Source organism: Pseudoalteromonas sp. Scap03, from assembly GCF_013393115.1.
Classification (GTDB): domain Bacteria; phylum Pseudomonadota; class Gammaproteobacteria; order Enterobacterales; family Alteromonadaceae; genus Pseudoalteromonas.
In genome coordinates this window covers 1,124,468-1,140,226 of sequence record NZ_VDEU01000001.1, presented here as the reverse complement: position 1 = coordinate 1,140,226, position 15,759 = coordinate 1,124,468, and the positions used below count along the sequence as shown (strand labels likewise).

Annotated in this window: 8 protein-coding genes and 8 pseudogenes; 7 read left to right on the top strand and 9 right to left on the bottom strand. The window is 42.5% G+C overall.

Annotated elements, in window-relative coordinates; translation table 11 throughout:
* Positions 1 to 22: 22 nt before the first annotated feature.
* The 3 genes from FHG08_RS18920 to FHG08_RS18910 all read right to left on the bottom strand — a co-directional run bounded on the left by FHG08_RS18920 (position 23) and on the right by FHG08_RS18910 (position 2,353).
* A complete protein-coding gene (locus FHG08_RS18920) occupies positions 23 to 187 on the bottom strand; it encodes a hypothetical protein (protein WP_256729601.1) in 165 nt (54 codons plus the stop codon).
* A gap of 1,484 nt (positions 188 to 1,671) precedes the next feature.
* The gene (locus FHG08_RS18915) at positions 1,672 to 2,127 is read right to left on the bottom strand and encodes a hypothetical protein (protein ID WP_256729600.1); all 456 of its coding nucleotides are present in this window, start codon (positions 2,125 to 2,127) and stop codon (positions 1,672 to 1,674) included.
* Positions 2,114 to 2,353: a hypothetical protein gene (locus tag FHG08_RS18910; RefSeq protein WP_256729599.1), complete on the bottom strand. Its 240-nt coding sequence runs from the start codon at positions 2,351 to 2,353 to the stop codon at positions 2,114 to 2,116. The genes FHG08_RS18915 and FHG08_RS18910 overlap by 14 nt, the downstream gene beginning before the upstream one ends.
* A 351-nt stretch (positions 2,354 to 2,704) precedes the next feature.
* On the opposite strand from FHG08_RS18910, the pseudogene FHG08_RS05125 reads away from it, so the two are divergent.
* From FHG08_RS05125 to hutH, 5 genes and pseudogenes are all read left to right on the top strand, one after another.
* A pseudogene (locus FHG08_RS05125) lies at positions 2,705 to 3,433 on the top strand (UTRA domain-containing protein).
* Positions 3,434 to 3,451: 18 nt separating this feature from the next.
* The gene (locus tag FHG08_RS18905; protein ID WP_256729598.1) at positions 3,452 to 4,069 is read left to right on the top strand and encodes a hypothetical protein; all 618 of its coding nucleotides are present in this window, start codon (positions 3,452 to 3,454) and stop codon (positions 4,067 to 4,069) included.
* Between the two features lie 290 nt (positions 4,070 to 4,359).
* Positions 4,360 to 4,533 (top strand): hypothetical protein, encoded by a 174-nt coding sequence (locus FHG08_RS18900; protein WP_256729597.1) that lies wholly within the window; start codon positions 4,360 to 4,362, stop codon positions 4,531 to 4,533.
* Positions 4,466 to 5,128 (top strand): annotated as a pseudogene (locus FHG08_RS18895) (hypothetical protein). The gene FHG08_RS18900 and the pseudogene FHG08_RS18895 overlap by 68 nt, the downstream one beginning before the upstream one ends.
* Positions 5,125 to 6,657 (top strand): annotated as a pseudogene (gene hutH / locus FHG08_RS05115) (histidine ammonia-lyase). The pseudogenes FHG08_RS18895 and hutH overlap by 4 nt, the downstream one beginning before the upstream one ends.
* Positions 6,658 to 6,863: 206 nt before the next feature.
* Here the strand turns inward: hutH and FHG08_RS05110 are convergent.
* Positions 6,864 to 7,631: pseudogene (locus tag FHG08_RS05110) on the bottom strand (NADP-binding protein).
* Between the two features lie 619 nt (positions 7,632 to 8,250).
* Here FHG08_RS05110 and secA point away from each other — a divergent pair.
* Both secA and mutT read left to right on the top strand, forming a co-directional pair.
* Positions 8,251 to 10,942: pseudogene (gene secA, locus FHG08_RS05105) on the top strand (preprotein translocase subunit SecA).
* A 64-nt stretch (positions 10,943 to 11,006) separates the two neighbouring features.
* Positions 11,007 to 11,405, top strand: coding sequence for an 8-oxo-dGTP diphosphatase MutT (gene mutT, locus FHG08_RS05100; RefSeq protein WP_075169495.1), 399 nt, complete (start codon positions 11,007 to 11,009; stop codon positions 11,403 to 11,405).
* Between the two features lie 100 nt (positions 11,406 to 11,505).
* Here the strand turns inward: mutT and FHG08_RS19225 are convergent, their stop codons facing one another.
* The 5 genes and pseudogenes from FHG08_RS19225 to pmbA form a co-directional block, all read right to left on the bottom strand.
* Positions 11,506 to 12,105: a M13-type metalloendopeptidase gene (locus FHG08_RS19225; RefSeq protein ID WP_372239234.1), complete on the bottom strand. Its 600-nt coding sequence runs from the start codon at positions 12,103 to 12,105 to the stop codon at positions 11,506 to 11,508.
* Between the two features lie 119 nt (positions 12,106 to 12,224).
* Positions 12,225 to 13,013 (bottom strand): annotated as a pseudogene (locus FHG08_RS19220) (peptidase M13); the annotation flags it as partial.
* A 37-nt stretch (positions 13,014 to 13,050) separates the two neighbouring features.
* Entirely contained in the window at positions 13,051 to 13,377 is a 327-nt protein-coding gene (locus FHG08_RS19215) for a hypothetical protein (protein ID WP_256729596.1), read from the bottom strand.
* A gap of 398 nt (positions 13,378 to 13,775) precedes the next feature.
* Positions 13,776 to 14,243, bottom strand: a pseudogene (locus tag FHG08_RS05090) (DUF721 domain-containing protein).
* A 109-nt stretch (positions 14,244 to 14,352) separates the two neighbouring features.
* Positions 14,353 to 15,693: pseudogene (pmbA, locus tag FHG08_RS05085) on the bottom strand (metalloprotease PmbA).
* Positions 15,694 to 15,759 lie beyond the last annotated feature (66 nt).

Sequence of the window (15,759 nt, the reverse complement as noted above, 5' to 3'; positions counted from 1 at the left end):
ATGGCGGACGTTCTAAATTAAATCACCAGGCCCCTGATTTGGTGCTCACCATTAACCCATAAACAAAATCAACAAACTCTTCGTTGAGCATTTCTGGGCCAAATAAGTTAACACTTAAAGGCACCCTCATTCCTTCCATACGCAGTGCCATGGCAAGCTCTCCAGCTCGTTCAATAACAAAGGTCACCGGTGAGTAACCAAACCCTGCCTTCTAATATCGTTGATAAAACCCCAAAACCGCCGATAAGGGTCCACGCTTGGGTTGGATGCTGCCAGCGTAATAGCAATTCTAAAATTCAATTTGGCCATCTTCATTTCGAATAACCGGTTGAAAAAACAATTCAGGGCACCGTCTTAAGAAGCTGATGGTGCCGCTCGTTGAAATCGCGCTTGCAACCTAAATGATCGGTCGTCATTTGCGATGATAAAGGCACGTTTGGCTGGCCGACTATAGAGCGCCAAGTAAGCATGACTAATTAATCATCAAAGCTGCTGCTTTGTTTATTGTCATATAACTCTTACTTTTTAGCTATTGTTACAATTATTTCTGGAACGGCTTTAAGGTAGCGCCAATAATTTGCTTTATACTGATGTAAATGATTGTGATTTTATGTGAAATCCACAAGTAATCAAATGCAAGTTTAACCCACCCAAATTGTGCTTCAATTGGCATGCTCAGCAAGAAAAAAACTTCATCTCGCTTCATCTGGCAGAATCTTTTTATTCGATTGGCCAGCTGAGATAATAATGAAGTCGCCAAAATCTCAGCCAATATGTTGGTTAACTGAGCAGAAACCTTCTAACCTCAGTACGATGGTGCTGCTGTAAATGGGATCGCCCATCATTGGGTTAATTATATTTTGACATAACTGCTGTTTATCAGGGAAGCCAGCTAAGGGTGAGTTTTCAACATACGCTTCGGAAAACCAGTTTCTGGCTTTAAAGTTGGGCAGTCTGACCAGCCGTGCAAAAACCCTGCTACTGAGTAGCGGGAGGTGGAATAGTAACACGCCGTACAATGCAGGTAACCTGTAAAAATAATAGGCACAAGCCCGCCTGAGGCACAGGCACTTGATAAGTAACGGGACTTTTGCTTTAGCAAATTCGCCTGATACTCAAATGAAAGCGAAATCCCCAGAGCCAATAACCAGGCAAACCAGGGATGGCAGTGCTAACATAGCTAAACCAATCAGCCGGTGTAGCAAAAGCTGAGCCGTTACTTTTAACACGGTTAACAACGCTGCAACCATTGCCATTAAAGTGCACCATAAAAAGCCAAAGCTAAATTGCTTTATAAAGCATAACTTCCATCCATAGCTGGGGTACTCACTGACATTAAATAAAACATAGGCTTAAGAGTTAAGTCTCACCAGTGGCTAAAGTTTTGCCCCCAATATCCATAAGATTTAACAGTTTATTTACCCCAAACTGTGCTTAATTGTGCTGGATGTATTGCCAATATGTCGGCGCGAGCATACGCACCAGCACGCCTCTATCAACCGAAAACCAAGAGCCTGAGCTCCGTGTGCCGTGACTCCATTAATGCCTGTTCTGGAGTAAAAAATTAAATAATGTACAAGCCGCATATTCATCATTAATTGCAAGAACATAACGGTGATGTCTGCCTGGGTTAAATCGCTGGCAATTGCGATAAGGAACATGGCAATTTATTTAACAGTTCAATTGGGTATTTCGTTTTTGCTTTTTAAAAAAGCAAAAACACCAATTTGATAATACCGCCACAGTACCTGCATTTGCCATAGCTTTAACTCCGGCTTCATCAAGATATTCCAAATGATCGGCCGACAAACCATTGTATTGCGCCACCAGCGCAGCACCTTGTTGATTGGATAATTGCTCAGCATGGCACTTAATTGCTAACCCCAGTTTTTTAGCCGCATCAAATACTCGCTGCGTTTGAGCATGACTAAAACCAATATCCTCACAAAATACGTCTACTGCATCGACTAAATCATGTTCAACAAGTGTGTTAAGCATTTCATTACACACTAAATTTATATAATCATCACTGCGATTTTTAAACTCTAAAGGTAGTGCATGCGCTAAAATTGATAATGACTTCAATAGGATGATATTTGATTTAAAGCGACTTCTAATATTTTTCATTTTCTATATCAAGCCCATACCCTGACTTAATTTCTACCGTAGTGACACCTTCAGCTAGCAGTGCATTTAAACGATCTTTTGCTGCTACAAATAATTGTTCGTGGTCAGCCTCTCGGGTTGCTTTCACGGTACCTGCAATTCCGCCCCCTTGCGCGGCAATTTGCTGATAGCTTACCCCCTGTAAACGCTGCTCAAACTCCTGTGCACGAGAACCGGCAAACACCAAGTGGTATGGCAGTCAATTAAACCCGGGGTTAACACACTGCCCTTTGATACTTACTACCGGGTGGCTAGCCATCAAAATCCAGGTAACTCGGTTTGGCGCTCACCCAACCCGCCATTTTTAATTGCTAAGCCGCATTTTCTATCGCTCCATAAGATTGCATCAATGTTGTTGCATCCATGGTGGCTTAATATTGGCATCGGTGATAATAAATCGATATGTTTAACTGTTGCGGATTCTGTGGCTTTACGCCAGTCTCTCCGCGAGTGTTCAACAAGTTTAAAAACACATCATATACAAGATGATTATGCCATCTTACTGGTATTGTTTATTTTTAATATACTAAAAATATTTATGCCAGCTTTTAAGTTTACGCAAAGCGAAAACAGGTTTCATTATTGTGGACAAGCCACGCAGTGGGCTTTGGCTTGAAAACCAACGCGTGTCCCCTCAGAAAACGAACTAGCCAAACGGTTTTACAGTAAGCAGAATGACCGCGTCGGGCTTAGTGAACTCACAATTGCCGGTGAGCAACCGGCCCAGGCCTGGGCGCAGCAAGCTTTCAGTCTAAGTCACGTCGTGCGAAATAAAAACATCGCCAATGAAGTAAAAGAGCGAAACGGAAACTACAGCTGCACAGTGCAAGTATTAGAATCGATTAATGCCGTCGCGCCAATTGCAATTGCTTTAGGTGTAGAGGTAGATAGCGTGGTGTATCGCAGTGTCATTATTCATAATGAAAACGACAGTCCCTTGCAAGTAGAGGAGCGCTTTGTAAATCCACCCCTTGCAAAAGATTATTTACAACAAGATTTTACCGCCCTTACCCCGCACGAATACTTATCAACAGTTGCTCCTTTAACGCAAGCGAGGCATACGGTAGAGGCTATTACGCCAAACAATTGAAATGTTAACGATGGCTTAATTTAGCCATAGAGCCCTGTTTACAAGTAATACGCCGTACTTTGAAGTTGGTCGGTAAACGGAATTGTTAGTTTTGCACGACTTATATCGCCAGGCAGTAAGTACCGCTTGGGCGGACAATTAACATTTAAAAACAATAACAAAGCCCATAACGCTTAAATTTAACAGGAGTGAATAATGGATCATCGACTGGACACACAACGGACAATTCGCGCACAGCATGGTAATCAAATATCTACTAAAAGCTGGCAAACCGAAGCAGCTAAACGCATGCTAATGAATAATTTAGACCCTGATGTTGCCGAGCACCCGCAAGCTTTGGTGGTGTATGGTGGGATTGGCCGTGCTGCCCGTGACTGGCCAAGCTACGACAAAATAATTGCGACGCTTGAGCGCCTTGAAGATGACGAAACCCTATTGGTGCAATCAGGTAAACCGGTGGGGGTATTTAAAACTCATAGCAACGCACCGCGGGTATTAATAGCAAATTCTAACCTTGTTCCGCACTGGGCTAACTGGGAACATTTTAACGAGTTAGATAAAAAAGGCTTGATGATGTACGGCCAAATGACCGCTGGCTCTTGGATTTATATTGGTTCTCAAGGAATTGTTCAAGGCACTTACGAAACCTTTGTAGCTATGGCAAAACAACATTTCTCAGGCGATGCCAAAGGTAAGTGGGTGTTAACAGGTGGCCTGGGAGGAATGGGCGGAGCACAACCATTAGCTGCAACCATGGCTGGCTGTAGTGCCTTAGTGGTGGAATGTGATGAAAGCCGTATCGATTTCGAATAAAAACAGGGTACGTCGTAAAAGCCACCAGATCTTGAGCATGCATTAAAATTAACCGATGCCTGTGTAGCCAAAGGTGAAAGCGCTTTCTGTGGTTTACTTGGTAGCTTTTGCGGCTGATGTTTTTAGTACCTTAGTAAAAAGTGGTATTGCCTCCCCGATATGATCACCAGTCAAAACCTCGCTGCATGATCACTTAACGGCTGCACGCAAGGTTCCAGGAGTATGGAGCATGCAGCAAGAAATACGAATCCGATAATCCACAAGCAGTGGTAAAAGCGGCCAAACAGTCAATGGCTGTTCAAGTAACAGCGATGCTGGCACTGCAAGATGCGGGCGCAGCAACTACCGACTACGGCAACAATATTCGTCAAATGGCGCTCGAAGAAGGCGTAGCAAATGCCTTTGATTTCCCTAGTTTGTGCCTGCTTATATTCGTCCATTATTTTTGTGACATTGACATTTAGATGGGTAGCACTATCGGGCGATCGAAGATATTTACAAAACAGACGCAAAGTAAAAGAGAGCAAATTTCTGATGATAAGCATTTGCATCGATATGGCGCGTGAGCGAATTCAATTTCAAGGCTTGCCTGCACGTATTTGTTGGGTTAGCTTAAAAGACCGCGCGCGTTTAGCGGTTGCCTTTAATGAAATGGTTAAAAATGGTGAACTTAAAGCACCAGTAGTTATTGGCCACCCGATCATCTTGACTCAGGCTCAGTAGCTGGTCTAATCATTGAAGGCGACAGAGAGCATGCAAGATGGCTCCGATGCTGTCTCTGATTGGCCACTTTTAAATGCCCTGCTCAATACCGCTGGCGGTGCTACTTGGGTATCGCTTCATCATGGTGGCGGCGTTGGAATGGGCTTTAGCCAGCATTCAGGTGTAGTTATTGTTGCCGATGGTACCGATGAAGCAGAGCAACGCCTTGCTAGAGTGCTGTGGAACGATCCCGCTACCGGTGTAATGCGCCATGCCGATGCTGGTTATGACATTGCAAAAAACTGTGCACAACAACAAAACCTAGACCTACCTATGCTTAACAAGGATAAGTCATGATTTCATACACACTCACACCGGGTCAGCTTGAATTAAATACCATAAGAAAAATTAATCAATCGGCCGTAGATTTAACTTTGGCAACAGAGTCCGTCACACAAATAGCAGCCAGCGCGCAAACCGTTCAAGACGTAATAAACGAGCAGCGTACTTTGTATATGAGCCAATTAATACCGGCTTTTTGGTTTATTAGCCAATACTAAAATAGCGAATGATGAGCTAGAACTATTACGACGCAGTATTGTGCTTTCACACGCTGCGGGCATTGGCGAATTAATGGATGACAGCACGGTCAGATTAATGATCACCCTAAAAGTAAATTCTTTATCACGGGGTTATTCTGGTATTCGTTTAGCAGTCATTGAGTTTTTTATACAGCTACTCAAAAATGAAGTGTACCCATGCGTGCCTAAAAAGGGCTCAGTGGGCGCTTCGGGCGATTTAGCCCCCCCTGCTCATATGTGCCTGCCTTTATTGGGTGAAGGGAAAATGCGCTACCAAGGAGAGCTAATAAGCGCAGAACAGGGGTTAAAAATTGCAGGGCTTGAGCCACTGACATTAGCCGCCAAAGAGGGCTTAGCCTTATTAAATGGCACGCAAGCCTCTACTGCATTTGCACTGCAGGGCTTATTTAGAGCCGAAGACTTGTACGCACAAAGCTGTGTAATTGGCTCTATCAGTATTGAGGCCGCCATGGGCAGTCGCGCACCATTTGATGCACGTATTCATGAGGTTCGTGGTCAACAAGGGCAAATTGATACCGCGCACGTATTTAGAGAACTATTAAGTACCCACTCACAAATTAGTGACTCACATATTAATTGTGAAAAAGTACAAGACCCTTATTGCCTGCGTTGCCAACCGCAAGTACTTGGTGCGTGCTTAACCCAAATACGCCAAGCCGCCGAAGTATTAATATGTGAATCAAACGGGGTAACCGATAACCCACTCGTTTTTGCCGATGTGGGGGATATTATTTCAGATTGGAAACTTTCATGCTTAGCCACGTTTACTTTATGGCCCTTCAATGCGATTGCCATTGCCGAAATTGGCGCCTTAGCTGAGCGACGTATTGCCCTACTGATTGACTCTAATTTATCAAAATTGCCGCCATTTTTAGTTGAAAACGGTGGGGTAAATTCAGGATTTATGATAGCTCAAGTGACCGCAGCTGCGCTGCCCTCACGAGGAGCAAGTCTGCTTGCAGCCTCGGTAGATAGCTTACACCGACCTCAGCTAACCAAGAAGACCATGTCTCTATGGCAACCTTTGCCGCTAGGCGCTTAGTTGATATGGCTAATAATACGCAAGGCGTGTTAGCCGTTGAGTGGCTAAGTGCTTCTCAAGGGTTAGAATTTAGAGCGCCACTACATGCGTGTAAGCAGGTAGAAAATGCGAAGGCACTGCTACGCCAACATGTTAGCTATTACGATAAAGACCGCTACTTTGCTCCCGATATCGAAGCGGCCCAACACACACTACTAGAGTGGTGGTTGTCGACTTTTATAAAAATTCGCCCTTACGCCTAACATTAAATAACCTGAACTCTGGTTAAGAGATTTACTAACGTATTGAATCAATATGATATTTATGTTTATTTCTCCTTCCGAGATTTCCGAAAGTGAAAACAAGAGCGAGGAAGGTACGTGTCGAAAGCTCGCCTATTGCAAGTAAATTCAACGCAGTTAGCACTGAAAATAGCTGCTTGAGATAGATTTATTATTCAGAGTTCAGGTTAAATACCATACTGATAACTAAAACCCAGCGCTTCTATCGCTGAGCCAATAACTTTGCGCTCAGCGACTTCATCACTACTAAAACTTGGCATTTGTGTGCCATACAGCTCGCATTTTTGTGCATAATAATCTGCTTTGTTCGGATGCGCAGGGTTAACTACATTATAAATGCTTTGCCCTTGTGACCAATTGTTAAGTACCGCATAAATGGCATTGATCACATCTTGTTGATGCACCATGTTCACCACTTGCTGACTAGAGGTGTTGAGCTCTTTACCTGCCACAAAACGACCCGGCTCTCTGTTTGGCCCCAACAATCCGGCTAACCTTAAAACTTTACCTTGCTGCTCAAGTACTTGCTCTTCAGCATCATAGAGCTTTATTTGTCGCTCGTTAGTGCCAGATATATCGCTACTTTCACTATAAACTCCAGGCTCTTGATCATACACTCCAGTCGATGAGCACAATAAAAAACCTTTGCAATTAAGTTCAGTTGCCAGCTTTAACCCCTGCTCCAGCACTTGAGAATAATCACTTTCGCTGTCACGACTGCGCGGTATAACACACCAGTACGCGTTTTGTAAATCCACTTGGTGCTGCAGCTCGCCGTTTTGTAAAATACCTGACTGACGCTCAAATCAAATTAAATTAGGTGTCACTACGATGAAGTTCCTTGCACTTGCCAACCTTGAACGTGCATCAATACATGAGGCTTGGCCAAGCCAACCAGCGCCGAGGACTACTAAGTTATCTTTGTTGGTTTGCACTTTATTTTCCCTTTTATTAAAACTCAATCAACGCGTTTTATAGCAACAAAAAATATGATGAACTTTATACTACTAAAAATAATATTAGCAAACGCTGATTGCATAAGATATTAACACACGCTTCATTTGCGATTAGTAGCTTATTTAATGATACCGCTACCATGTATATGCACCTGCCGATAAACCGTATGGCTTAAGTGACTTACGAAGAGTAATAAATAAAAAGATTGTGCAATTTAAGAGTTAAAAAGCGATGACCGCAAGCAAAGTATTTAAGGGTAAAATTTAGGCGTTTCACCCTTGTTTTTAATTTATTCAACACCATATCTTCAGAGTCTGTTTATCTGCAGTTTTAATCAAGTTTCGTTACATAACGCTATTTTTATGAGCGAGATCTCATTTTTCTGTTTTAAATGAAGATCTTTTTATAGAGGTAGTTTGATGTTTAGCAGAGTCTGGTATAGTAGCGCAGGTAAACAGTGCTTTTTAAGCAGCTTAATACAAAATTGCTAATTAATGTGTCCTAAAGGTTAATTTAAAGAATACATTAATTATCAATTGTAAAAAATGGGTTAGCCGATGCACGGCTAGCAAAAAAACACATTGTAACGGTTTTATCATGATATCTAATTTATTTACCAAGATTTTTGGTAGTCGCAATGACCGCACTATTAAAAACCTAAGAAAGACGGTCGCACTGATCAATGCACTTGAAACGCAACTAGAAGCGCTTTCAGATGAAGATTTAAAAGCTAAAACAGCTGAGTTTAGAGAACGTTACGATAACGGACAAAGCTTAGGCGATATTCTACCAGAAGCATTTGCTGTGGTACGTGAAGCGTCAAAGCGTGTAAACGGTATGCGTCACTTCGACGTGCAATTATTAGGTGGTATGGTTTTACAACAAGGCCGTATTGCAGAAATGCGTACTGGTGAAGGTAAAACCCTAACAGCAACGCTTCCTGCTTATTTAAATGGCTTAACAGGCAAAGGCGTTCATGTCATTACCGTGAATGACTACTTAGCCAAGCGTGATGCTGAAACCAACCGTCCACTATTTGAGTTTTTAGGCTTAACCGTTGGTTGTAATGTTCCGGGCATGATGCCACAACAGAAAAAACAAGCTTATGAAGCTGACATCACTTACGGTACCAATAACGAATTTGGTTTTGACTACCTACGTGACAACATGGCATTTAGCATTGATGAGCGCGTTCAACGCCCATTATTTTATGCCGTAGTGGATGAAGTGGATTCAATCCTAATTGATGAAGCGCGAACGCCCCTTATTATTTCAGGCAAAGAGGTAGCTCAGAGCTTTACACTGAAATAAATACCATTGTTCCTTTACTTGAACTACAAGAAAAAGAAGATGAGGAAGGGATTGAAGGCGATGGCGATTTCACTATCGATGAAAAATCTAAGCAAGTTCACCTAACTGAGCGTGGGCAAATAAAAGTTGAAGAGCTACTTACAGAGCGCGGCTTAATTGAAGAAGGTGATTCACTGTACTCAGCAGCGAGCATCACGCTACTTAGTCACGTTTATGCAGCTCTTCGTGCACACAAGCTTTACCAAAAAGATGTTGACTACGTTATTAAAGAAAACGAAGTTATCATTATTGATGAGCACACAGGTCGCTCTATGGAAGGACGTCGTTGGTCAGAAGGTTTACACCAAGCCGTAGAAGCAAAAGAAGGTGTGAAAATTCAAAACGAGAACCAAACGTTAGCTTCTATTACGTTCCAAAATTACTTTCGCTTGTACGAAACGCTAGCAGGTATGACAGGCACAGCCGATACAGAAGCATTTGAGTTTCAGTCTATCTACGGTTTAGACACAGTTGTTATGCCAACCAATAAGCCAATGATCCGTGATGATCGCGCAGATTTGGTGTACCTAACGCAAGAAGAAAAGTACGAAGCCATTTTAGCAGACATTAAAGACTGTCAAGAACGTGGTCAGCCAGTACTTGTAGGTACTATCTCAATTGAAAGCTCTGAGTACTTGTCGCAGTTTTTACGTAAAGAAAAAATTAAGCACAATGTACTGAACGCTAAATTCCACGCACAAGAAGCAGACATTGTTTCTGATGCGGGCTTACCAGGGACTGTTACTATTGCCACTAACATGGCTGGTCGTGGTACCGATATTGTACTGGGTGGTAACTGGAATAGTGAAGTTGAAAAACTTGAAAACCCAACTGACGAACAAATTGCCGAAATTAAAGCCGCATGGAAGATTCGCCATGATGCAGTAATTGATGCCGGCGGTTTACACATTATTGGTACAGAGCGTCATGAATCACGTCGTATTGATAACCAATTACGTGGTCGTTCTGGGCCCGTCAAAGGTGATGCCGGTTCAAGCCGTTTCCGTGGATGATGCGTTAATGCGTATTTTTGCCGGTGAGCGCATGACTAACATGATGCGTAAACTAGGTATGCAACGCGGCGAAGCGATTGAACACCCATGGGTTAACCGCGCAATCGAAAACGCACAGCGTAAAGTAGAAGCACGTAACTTTGATGTGCGTAAACAGCTACTTGAGTACGATGATGTAGCAAACGACCAACGTCGTGTTGTTTACTCTCAACGTAACAAATTGCTTGAAGAAGGTGATATTTCAGAAACGATTACCGCTATCCGTGGTGATGTGCTCGCTGGTGTAATTGATCAATACATTGCCTAAGCTTGGCTGAAGATATTAAATCCCAGGAAGCGAAGAGCGCTTAAAGCAAGATTTCCTAATTGAGTTACCAATTACTCAGTGGTTAGCTGATGACAATAAACTGTATGAAGAAAAACTTCGTGAGCGTATTGAAGAAGCGGTTGAACAAGCCTACAAGCAAAAAGAACAAATGGTCGGCGATTCTGTACTACGTCAGTTTGAAAAAGCCATTATGCTTCAAAGTCTTGACCAACATTGGAAAGACCATCTTGCGGCAATGGATCACTTACGCCAGGTATTCGCTTGCATTGGTTACGCACAAAAAGTCAACCAAGAATACAAACGTGAGTCGTTTGAGTTATTCTCTGAAATGCTAGAAAACTTAAAAGTCGATGTGGTCGGTATTTTAAGTAAAGTGCAAGTTCGCGCTGAAGAAGATGTTGAAAAAGTAGAAGAGCAACACCGTAAAAGTGAAAATGCTCCTCGCGAATATCAACATGAAGAAGCAGAGCACGTAGGTGGTGAAGCACCGCAAAGCGCTCAGGTTATGGCACGTAGCGAACCAAAAGTTGGCCGTAACGATCCATGTCCATGTGGTTCAGGCCAAAAATACAAACAATGTTGTGGTAAATTAAAATAACACCACTTTGCTACGTTAGATAAAAAGCGCTGCGTCGCACCAACTGCTGTTTAAAGGGGAGGTAATGACTAAAGTAATCATCAATGTTGCTGTGGGTGTAATTAAAAAAAATAACAATTTGTTTATTTGTAAACGTGCAGATGAGCAACATCAAGGTGGGCTATGGGAGTTTCCTGGTGGCAAAGTTGAAGCTGGAGAAAGTGTGTTTCAAGCCCTAAAACGTGAACTGCTAGAAGAGGTAGGACTGACTATTCATAGTTCAAGCGAACTTATCACTATAGAGCATGACTATGGCGATAAATGCGTACGACTTAATGTGCATGTGGTCAGTAACTTTAATGGTCAAGCTCATGGCGCAGAAGGACAACCAAGCGAATGGGTCAGCATAGACGAACTTGATAACTATGATTTCCCTGCGGCCAATGTCGAGATTATCAGCGCCATAAAAACGAAATATAGCTAGTTTCATCATCAGGCATATAAGTAACTAAAAAGCCAGTGAGCATGATGCTCACTGGCTTTCAGCCCCCGCGATAATAGCTCTAAGCTAATTTCAGCTCAAATTACCAAATTTTTACGCGATCTTCAGGCTTGATATACATTTTATCGCCCTCTTTAACATCAAACGCTTGGTAAAATTCTGGCATGTTCGACAAAATACCAATTACGCGATAATGACTCGGTGAATGTGAATCCGTCATTAAACGATTACGTAGCGCCTCATCACGGTATTTACGACGCCAAATTTGCGACCAGCCCATAAAGAAGCGTTGGTCGCCCGTATAGCCTTCAATAATGGGCGCTTTCGAATCACCCAGCGATAGCTGATACGCTTTATAAGCGACGGTTAAGCCGCCTAAATCACCAATGTTTTCACCCAGTGTCAGCTCACCATTAACGCTGGCATCTTCAAACGGTTTATATTGATTATACTGTGCAACTAAGGCAGCACTTCGCTGTTCAAACTGCTTGAGGTCTGACTCGCTCCACCAATTACGTAAATTGCCATCACCGTCGTATTTTGCCCCTTGGTCGTCAAAGCCATGGCCTAACTCATGGCCAATAACCGCATCAATAGCACCATAGTTAACCGCATCATCCGCTTCTAAATTAAAGAAAGGAGGCTGCAGAATCGCCGCAGGGAATACTATTTCGTTATTCACTGGTTAGCGAAGTAGCATTCACTGTTTGGCTGAGGTCATATGCCACTCAGAGCGATCAACAGCTTACCTAATTTAGCAATCATATCTGCATGGCTTGAAATTGCTCTTAGCGAAGTTACCTACCCAGTTCGGGGGTTAATCGCTAAATCTGAGTAATCTTTCCATTTATCTGGGTAACCAATTTTAGGGGTAAACTTATTGAGTTTTTCTTGCGCCGCCACTTTTGTTTCAGGGCTCATCCACTCAAGGTTTTCAATTGCCACTGAATAGCCTTTAATCACATTATCAACTAACTCTTCCATACGTGCTTTTGCTTCTGGCGGGAAGTTTTCTTTAACGTAGACTTTACCTAAAATTTCACCCAGTACACTGTTTGATGCATCAACGGCATGCTTCCAAAGTGGTGCTTGCTCTTCAACACCACGCAACGTGGTGCTGTAAAAATTAAACTTCAAATCCACTAAATCTTTATTAAGTAGCTGCGCGTAATTACTAACAAAATGGAATTTTAAATAGTTTTGCCAAACAGCTAAGTCAGTATTGTTGAAAATCTCTGCAAATTTTTCAAAGTAACTTGGTTGGCGCACAATTAACTCTTGAGCATCAACGCCAACTGCTTCGAAATAGGCATTTAAATCAAACTCACCCATTAGCGAGTTAGCTTCAGCTACCGTCATTTTATTGTATGACTTAGTTGCATCACGGCTTTGCACTCGGCTCCACTGTGCATCAGCAAGTGTCGTTTCAAGTGCTAATATCGCTTTGGCTGCATCAGCAGCATTATTAACGCCAGCTTTAGCTAAAATATCGGTGATATACGTTTGATAAGCCGCGCGAATTTTTGTGAATTTTTCATCATCTTTTAAATAGTAGTCACGATCAGGTAAACCAAGTCCCGCTTGATAGGCATAAAGCGCATTTTCACTTGAGTTTTTAGCGTCATTATTAACATACCAGCCAAAGGAGAATCGCCACCAGCAACTTGTGTAGCTGTATTGCCATCAGTGTGACCAACGCGGCTTTATCTTTCACTGTATCAATGCCTTTAATAGCTGGCTCAAGTGGCAAAATACCTAACTCTTCACGAGCATTTTCAGCCATATAGCTAGAATAAAATGCACCAATCTTATATTCATCTGAACCTGGTTTTGCACTACTATTAGCACTGGCGTTTTCAAGCACTGTTTTCATTGCTTTTTGCGATTCATCATATAACTGTGAGAACGACCCATAGTTAGACTTGTCACGCAGAATCGTTTTTGCTTTGGCCATTGACCATTAACATTAATAAAAGTCATCCTGCTGAACATCCATATTTGTAAATCAACACCCTAGCGCACCGGGGACGCCGCCGGTTCGCTTTCATTGGTGTGGCTTTTCGCAGCCAACCAAACAACGCCAATGCAATACTGGCGGCAGTCATTGTTATTTTTTCATAAAGAATTCCGTATATTAATTAGAATAAATACGCATTTCATTAAGATTTGATAACTCAAAAAACAACAATAGGATTGATCTATTACCTGCTTAATGAAATACGCATCAGCTACAAACTGAAATTTGGGCACTAGCTGAAGCATAATAAACCCAAATAACAATAAAATCCGAATATGTAACAAAGTATTTTGCGTTTGTTCAAAGCGTGAAAAAGAGCCTAGCATGAGGGCTAGCTAGGGCTTACTTTTGCCATGTAATGCTAAGCGCTGCAGCTTTCTTTAATGAAGGAGGCGGAATCGGCGTCCACCATTCAAATAATCAAATGGTTGCACTCATTTGAGAGTTAAGTAAAACTTATTTCATCTTCCAAGGACAGATGTAATCGTTGAGTTGCTTAATGGATTGGCGGTAATTTTTATTTGTCCAAACTCTGCTTGCACCTGCGGCTCTAAATGAGACTGCATATCCATTTTTAATTAAGCCTAAGAGCAATAGGAGCTGAAACAGCTTCTATCATCAGTGTGCCGTCACGATAATTGCGCTCAGAGCATTTGTCGCTTCTTTAGGCCCCTAAAATCGCGTATGGCTGGTTTGTTGCTGTGTATCAATGCTTGGCTTTTTCCCGCATAGGCTGCTAAACGGTTGTTTAGCCCGGCCATAATGTCAGTTAATGGTTTTGGCGCATATCTATCTTTAGCCATATCACACCTTAAAAACCTCAAAGGAAAGTTTGCTTAAATTAAGCTTAATTTAAGCAAACAAAGTGGGTGTATACCAATTCGCTGAATTAAGTATTATTGTGGAAGGGTATTAAGCACCCGCAATTTGCATTTGCTCAATCAGCACTGAGCCCGTTTGAATACCACCACGTCGCTCTATATCGCCACCAATAGCTGAAATACCTTTAAACATATCTCTTAAGTTACCAGCAATAGTTATTTGACTTACTGGGTACTGTATTTCACCATTTTCAACCCAAAAACCAGCTGCACCACGAGAGTAGTCACCAGTCACGGTATTTACACCCAGCCCCATAAGTTCAGTGACTAACAAACCCGTGCCCATGGTTTTCAATAGTGTAGCTAAGTCCTGATGGGTTTGCTCAACCAACCAGTTATGAATACCACCGGCATGGCCTGTTGGCGTCATATTCATTTTACGCGCTGCGTAGCTCGCTAATAAATATGTTTGCAATTCACCACCGTGTATTATTTCTCTGTCTAGAGTTTTAACCCCTTCGCTATCAAAAGGTGATGATGCTAACCCTTTTAATAAGTGTGGGCGCTCTGAAATATTAACAGTTTTGCTGATCACTTGTGATTACCTAAGCTATCCAGTAAAAAGCTGGATTTGCGATACAGTGCGCCACCGCCGATCGCTGACACTAAATGGCCAAACAATGAGTTAGCAATATCGGCTCTAAAAATAACCGGCACTTTCATGGTGCCTAGTTTTTGGCTGTTTAGTTTAGCTAGGGTTTCTGCAGCAGCTTCAAGCCCAACACTTGCAGCATCTTTTAGCCCTGCTTGATCGCGGGAAATTGTGTAGGCTGAGTCGCGCAGCATATGTTCGCCCTCTTTGCCTATTACCATAGTGCTTATGCTATGGCGTGTTCTTGGAGCCTGCAATTAAACCATGACATGCCATACTCACGCAACCCAGCCGGAATTGCGAGAAAAACAGCATCAGAATTCACAATTCGCTCATCCGCATTTAATGCGGCTTGCTCAGCAGCATGACATAAATCAATCCCTTGCTCAGGACTTACATCCCAAGGATGAAATAAATCTAAATCTTTAGGCGAAAACTCAAGTAATTCTTTATCAGCAATACCATTACACGGATCATCTGAGGTGAATTTAGCAATATCTATGGCTTTTTCGACCACAGATCGCAATGTTTTTGGATTTGAGTCCAGCCGTAGAGGCGGAGCCTTTGTTATTAGCTTGCGCTGGCCACTAAACCACCGTCTTGATTAAACTCAATGGTTTCTACCTCGCCCATACGCGCGTACTTACCGACAGCCCTGTTGTGCTCGGCAGCTTCAGCAGCAGTAGCGCCTGGATTTTTTTAAGCATGTTCAGAGTACTTCAGAAGCAGCATGCTTTGCCCGAAATTTGGGTATATTGGATCTTGGTGTTGGCTTTTCATAAGAATTCTGTCCTGAGCCCAGAGAGGCAATGTTGCACACATTTTTATATTTAAATGCTAAACTTC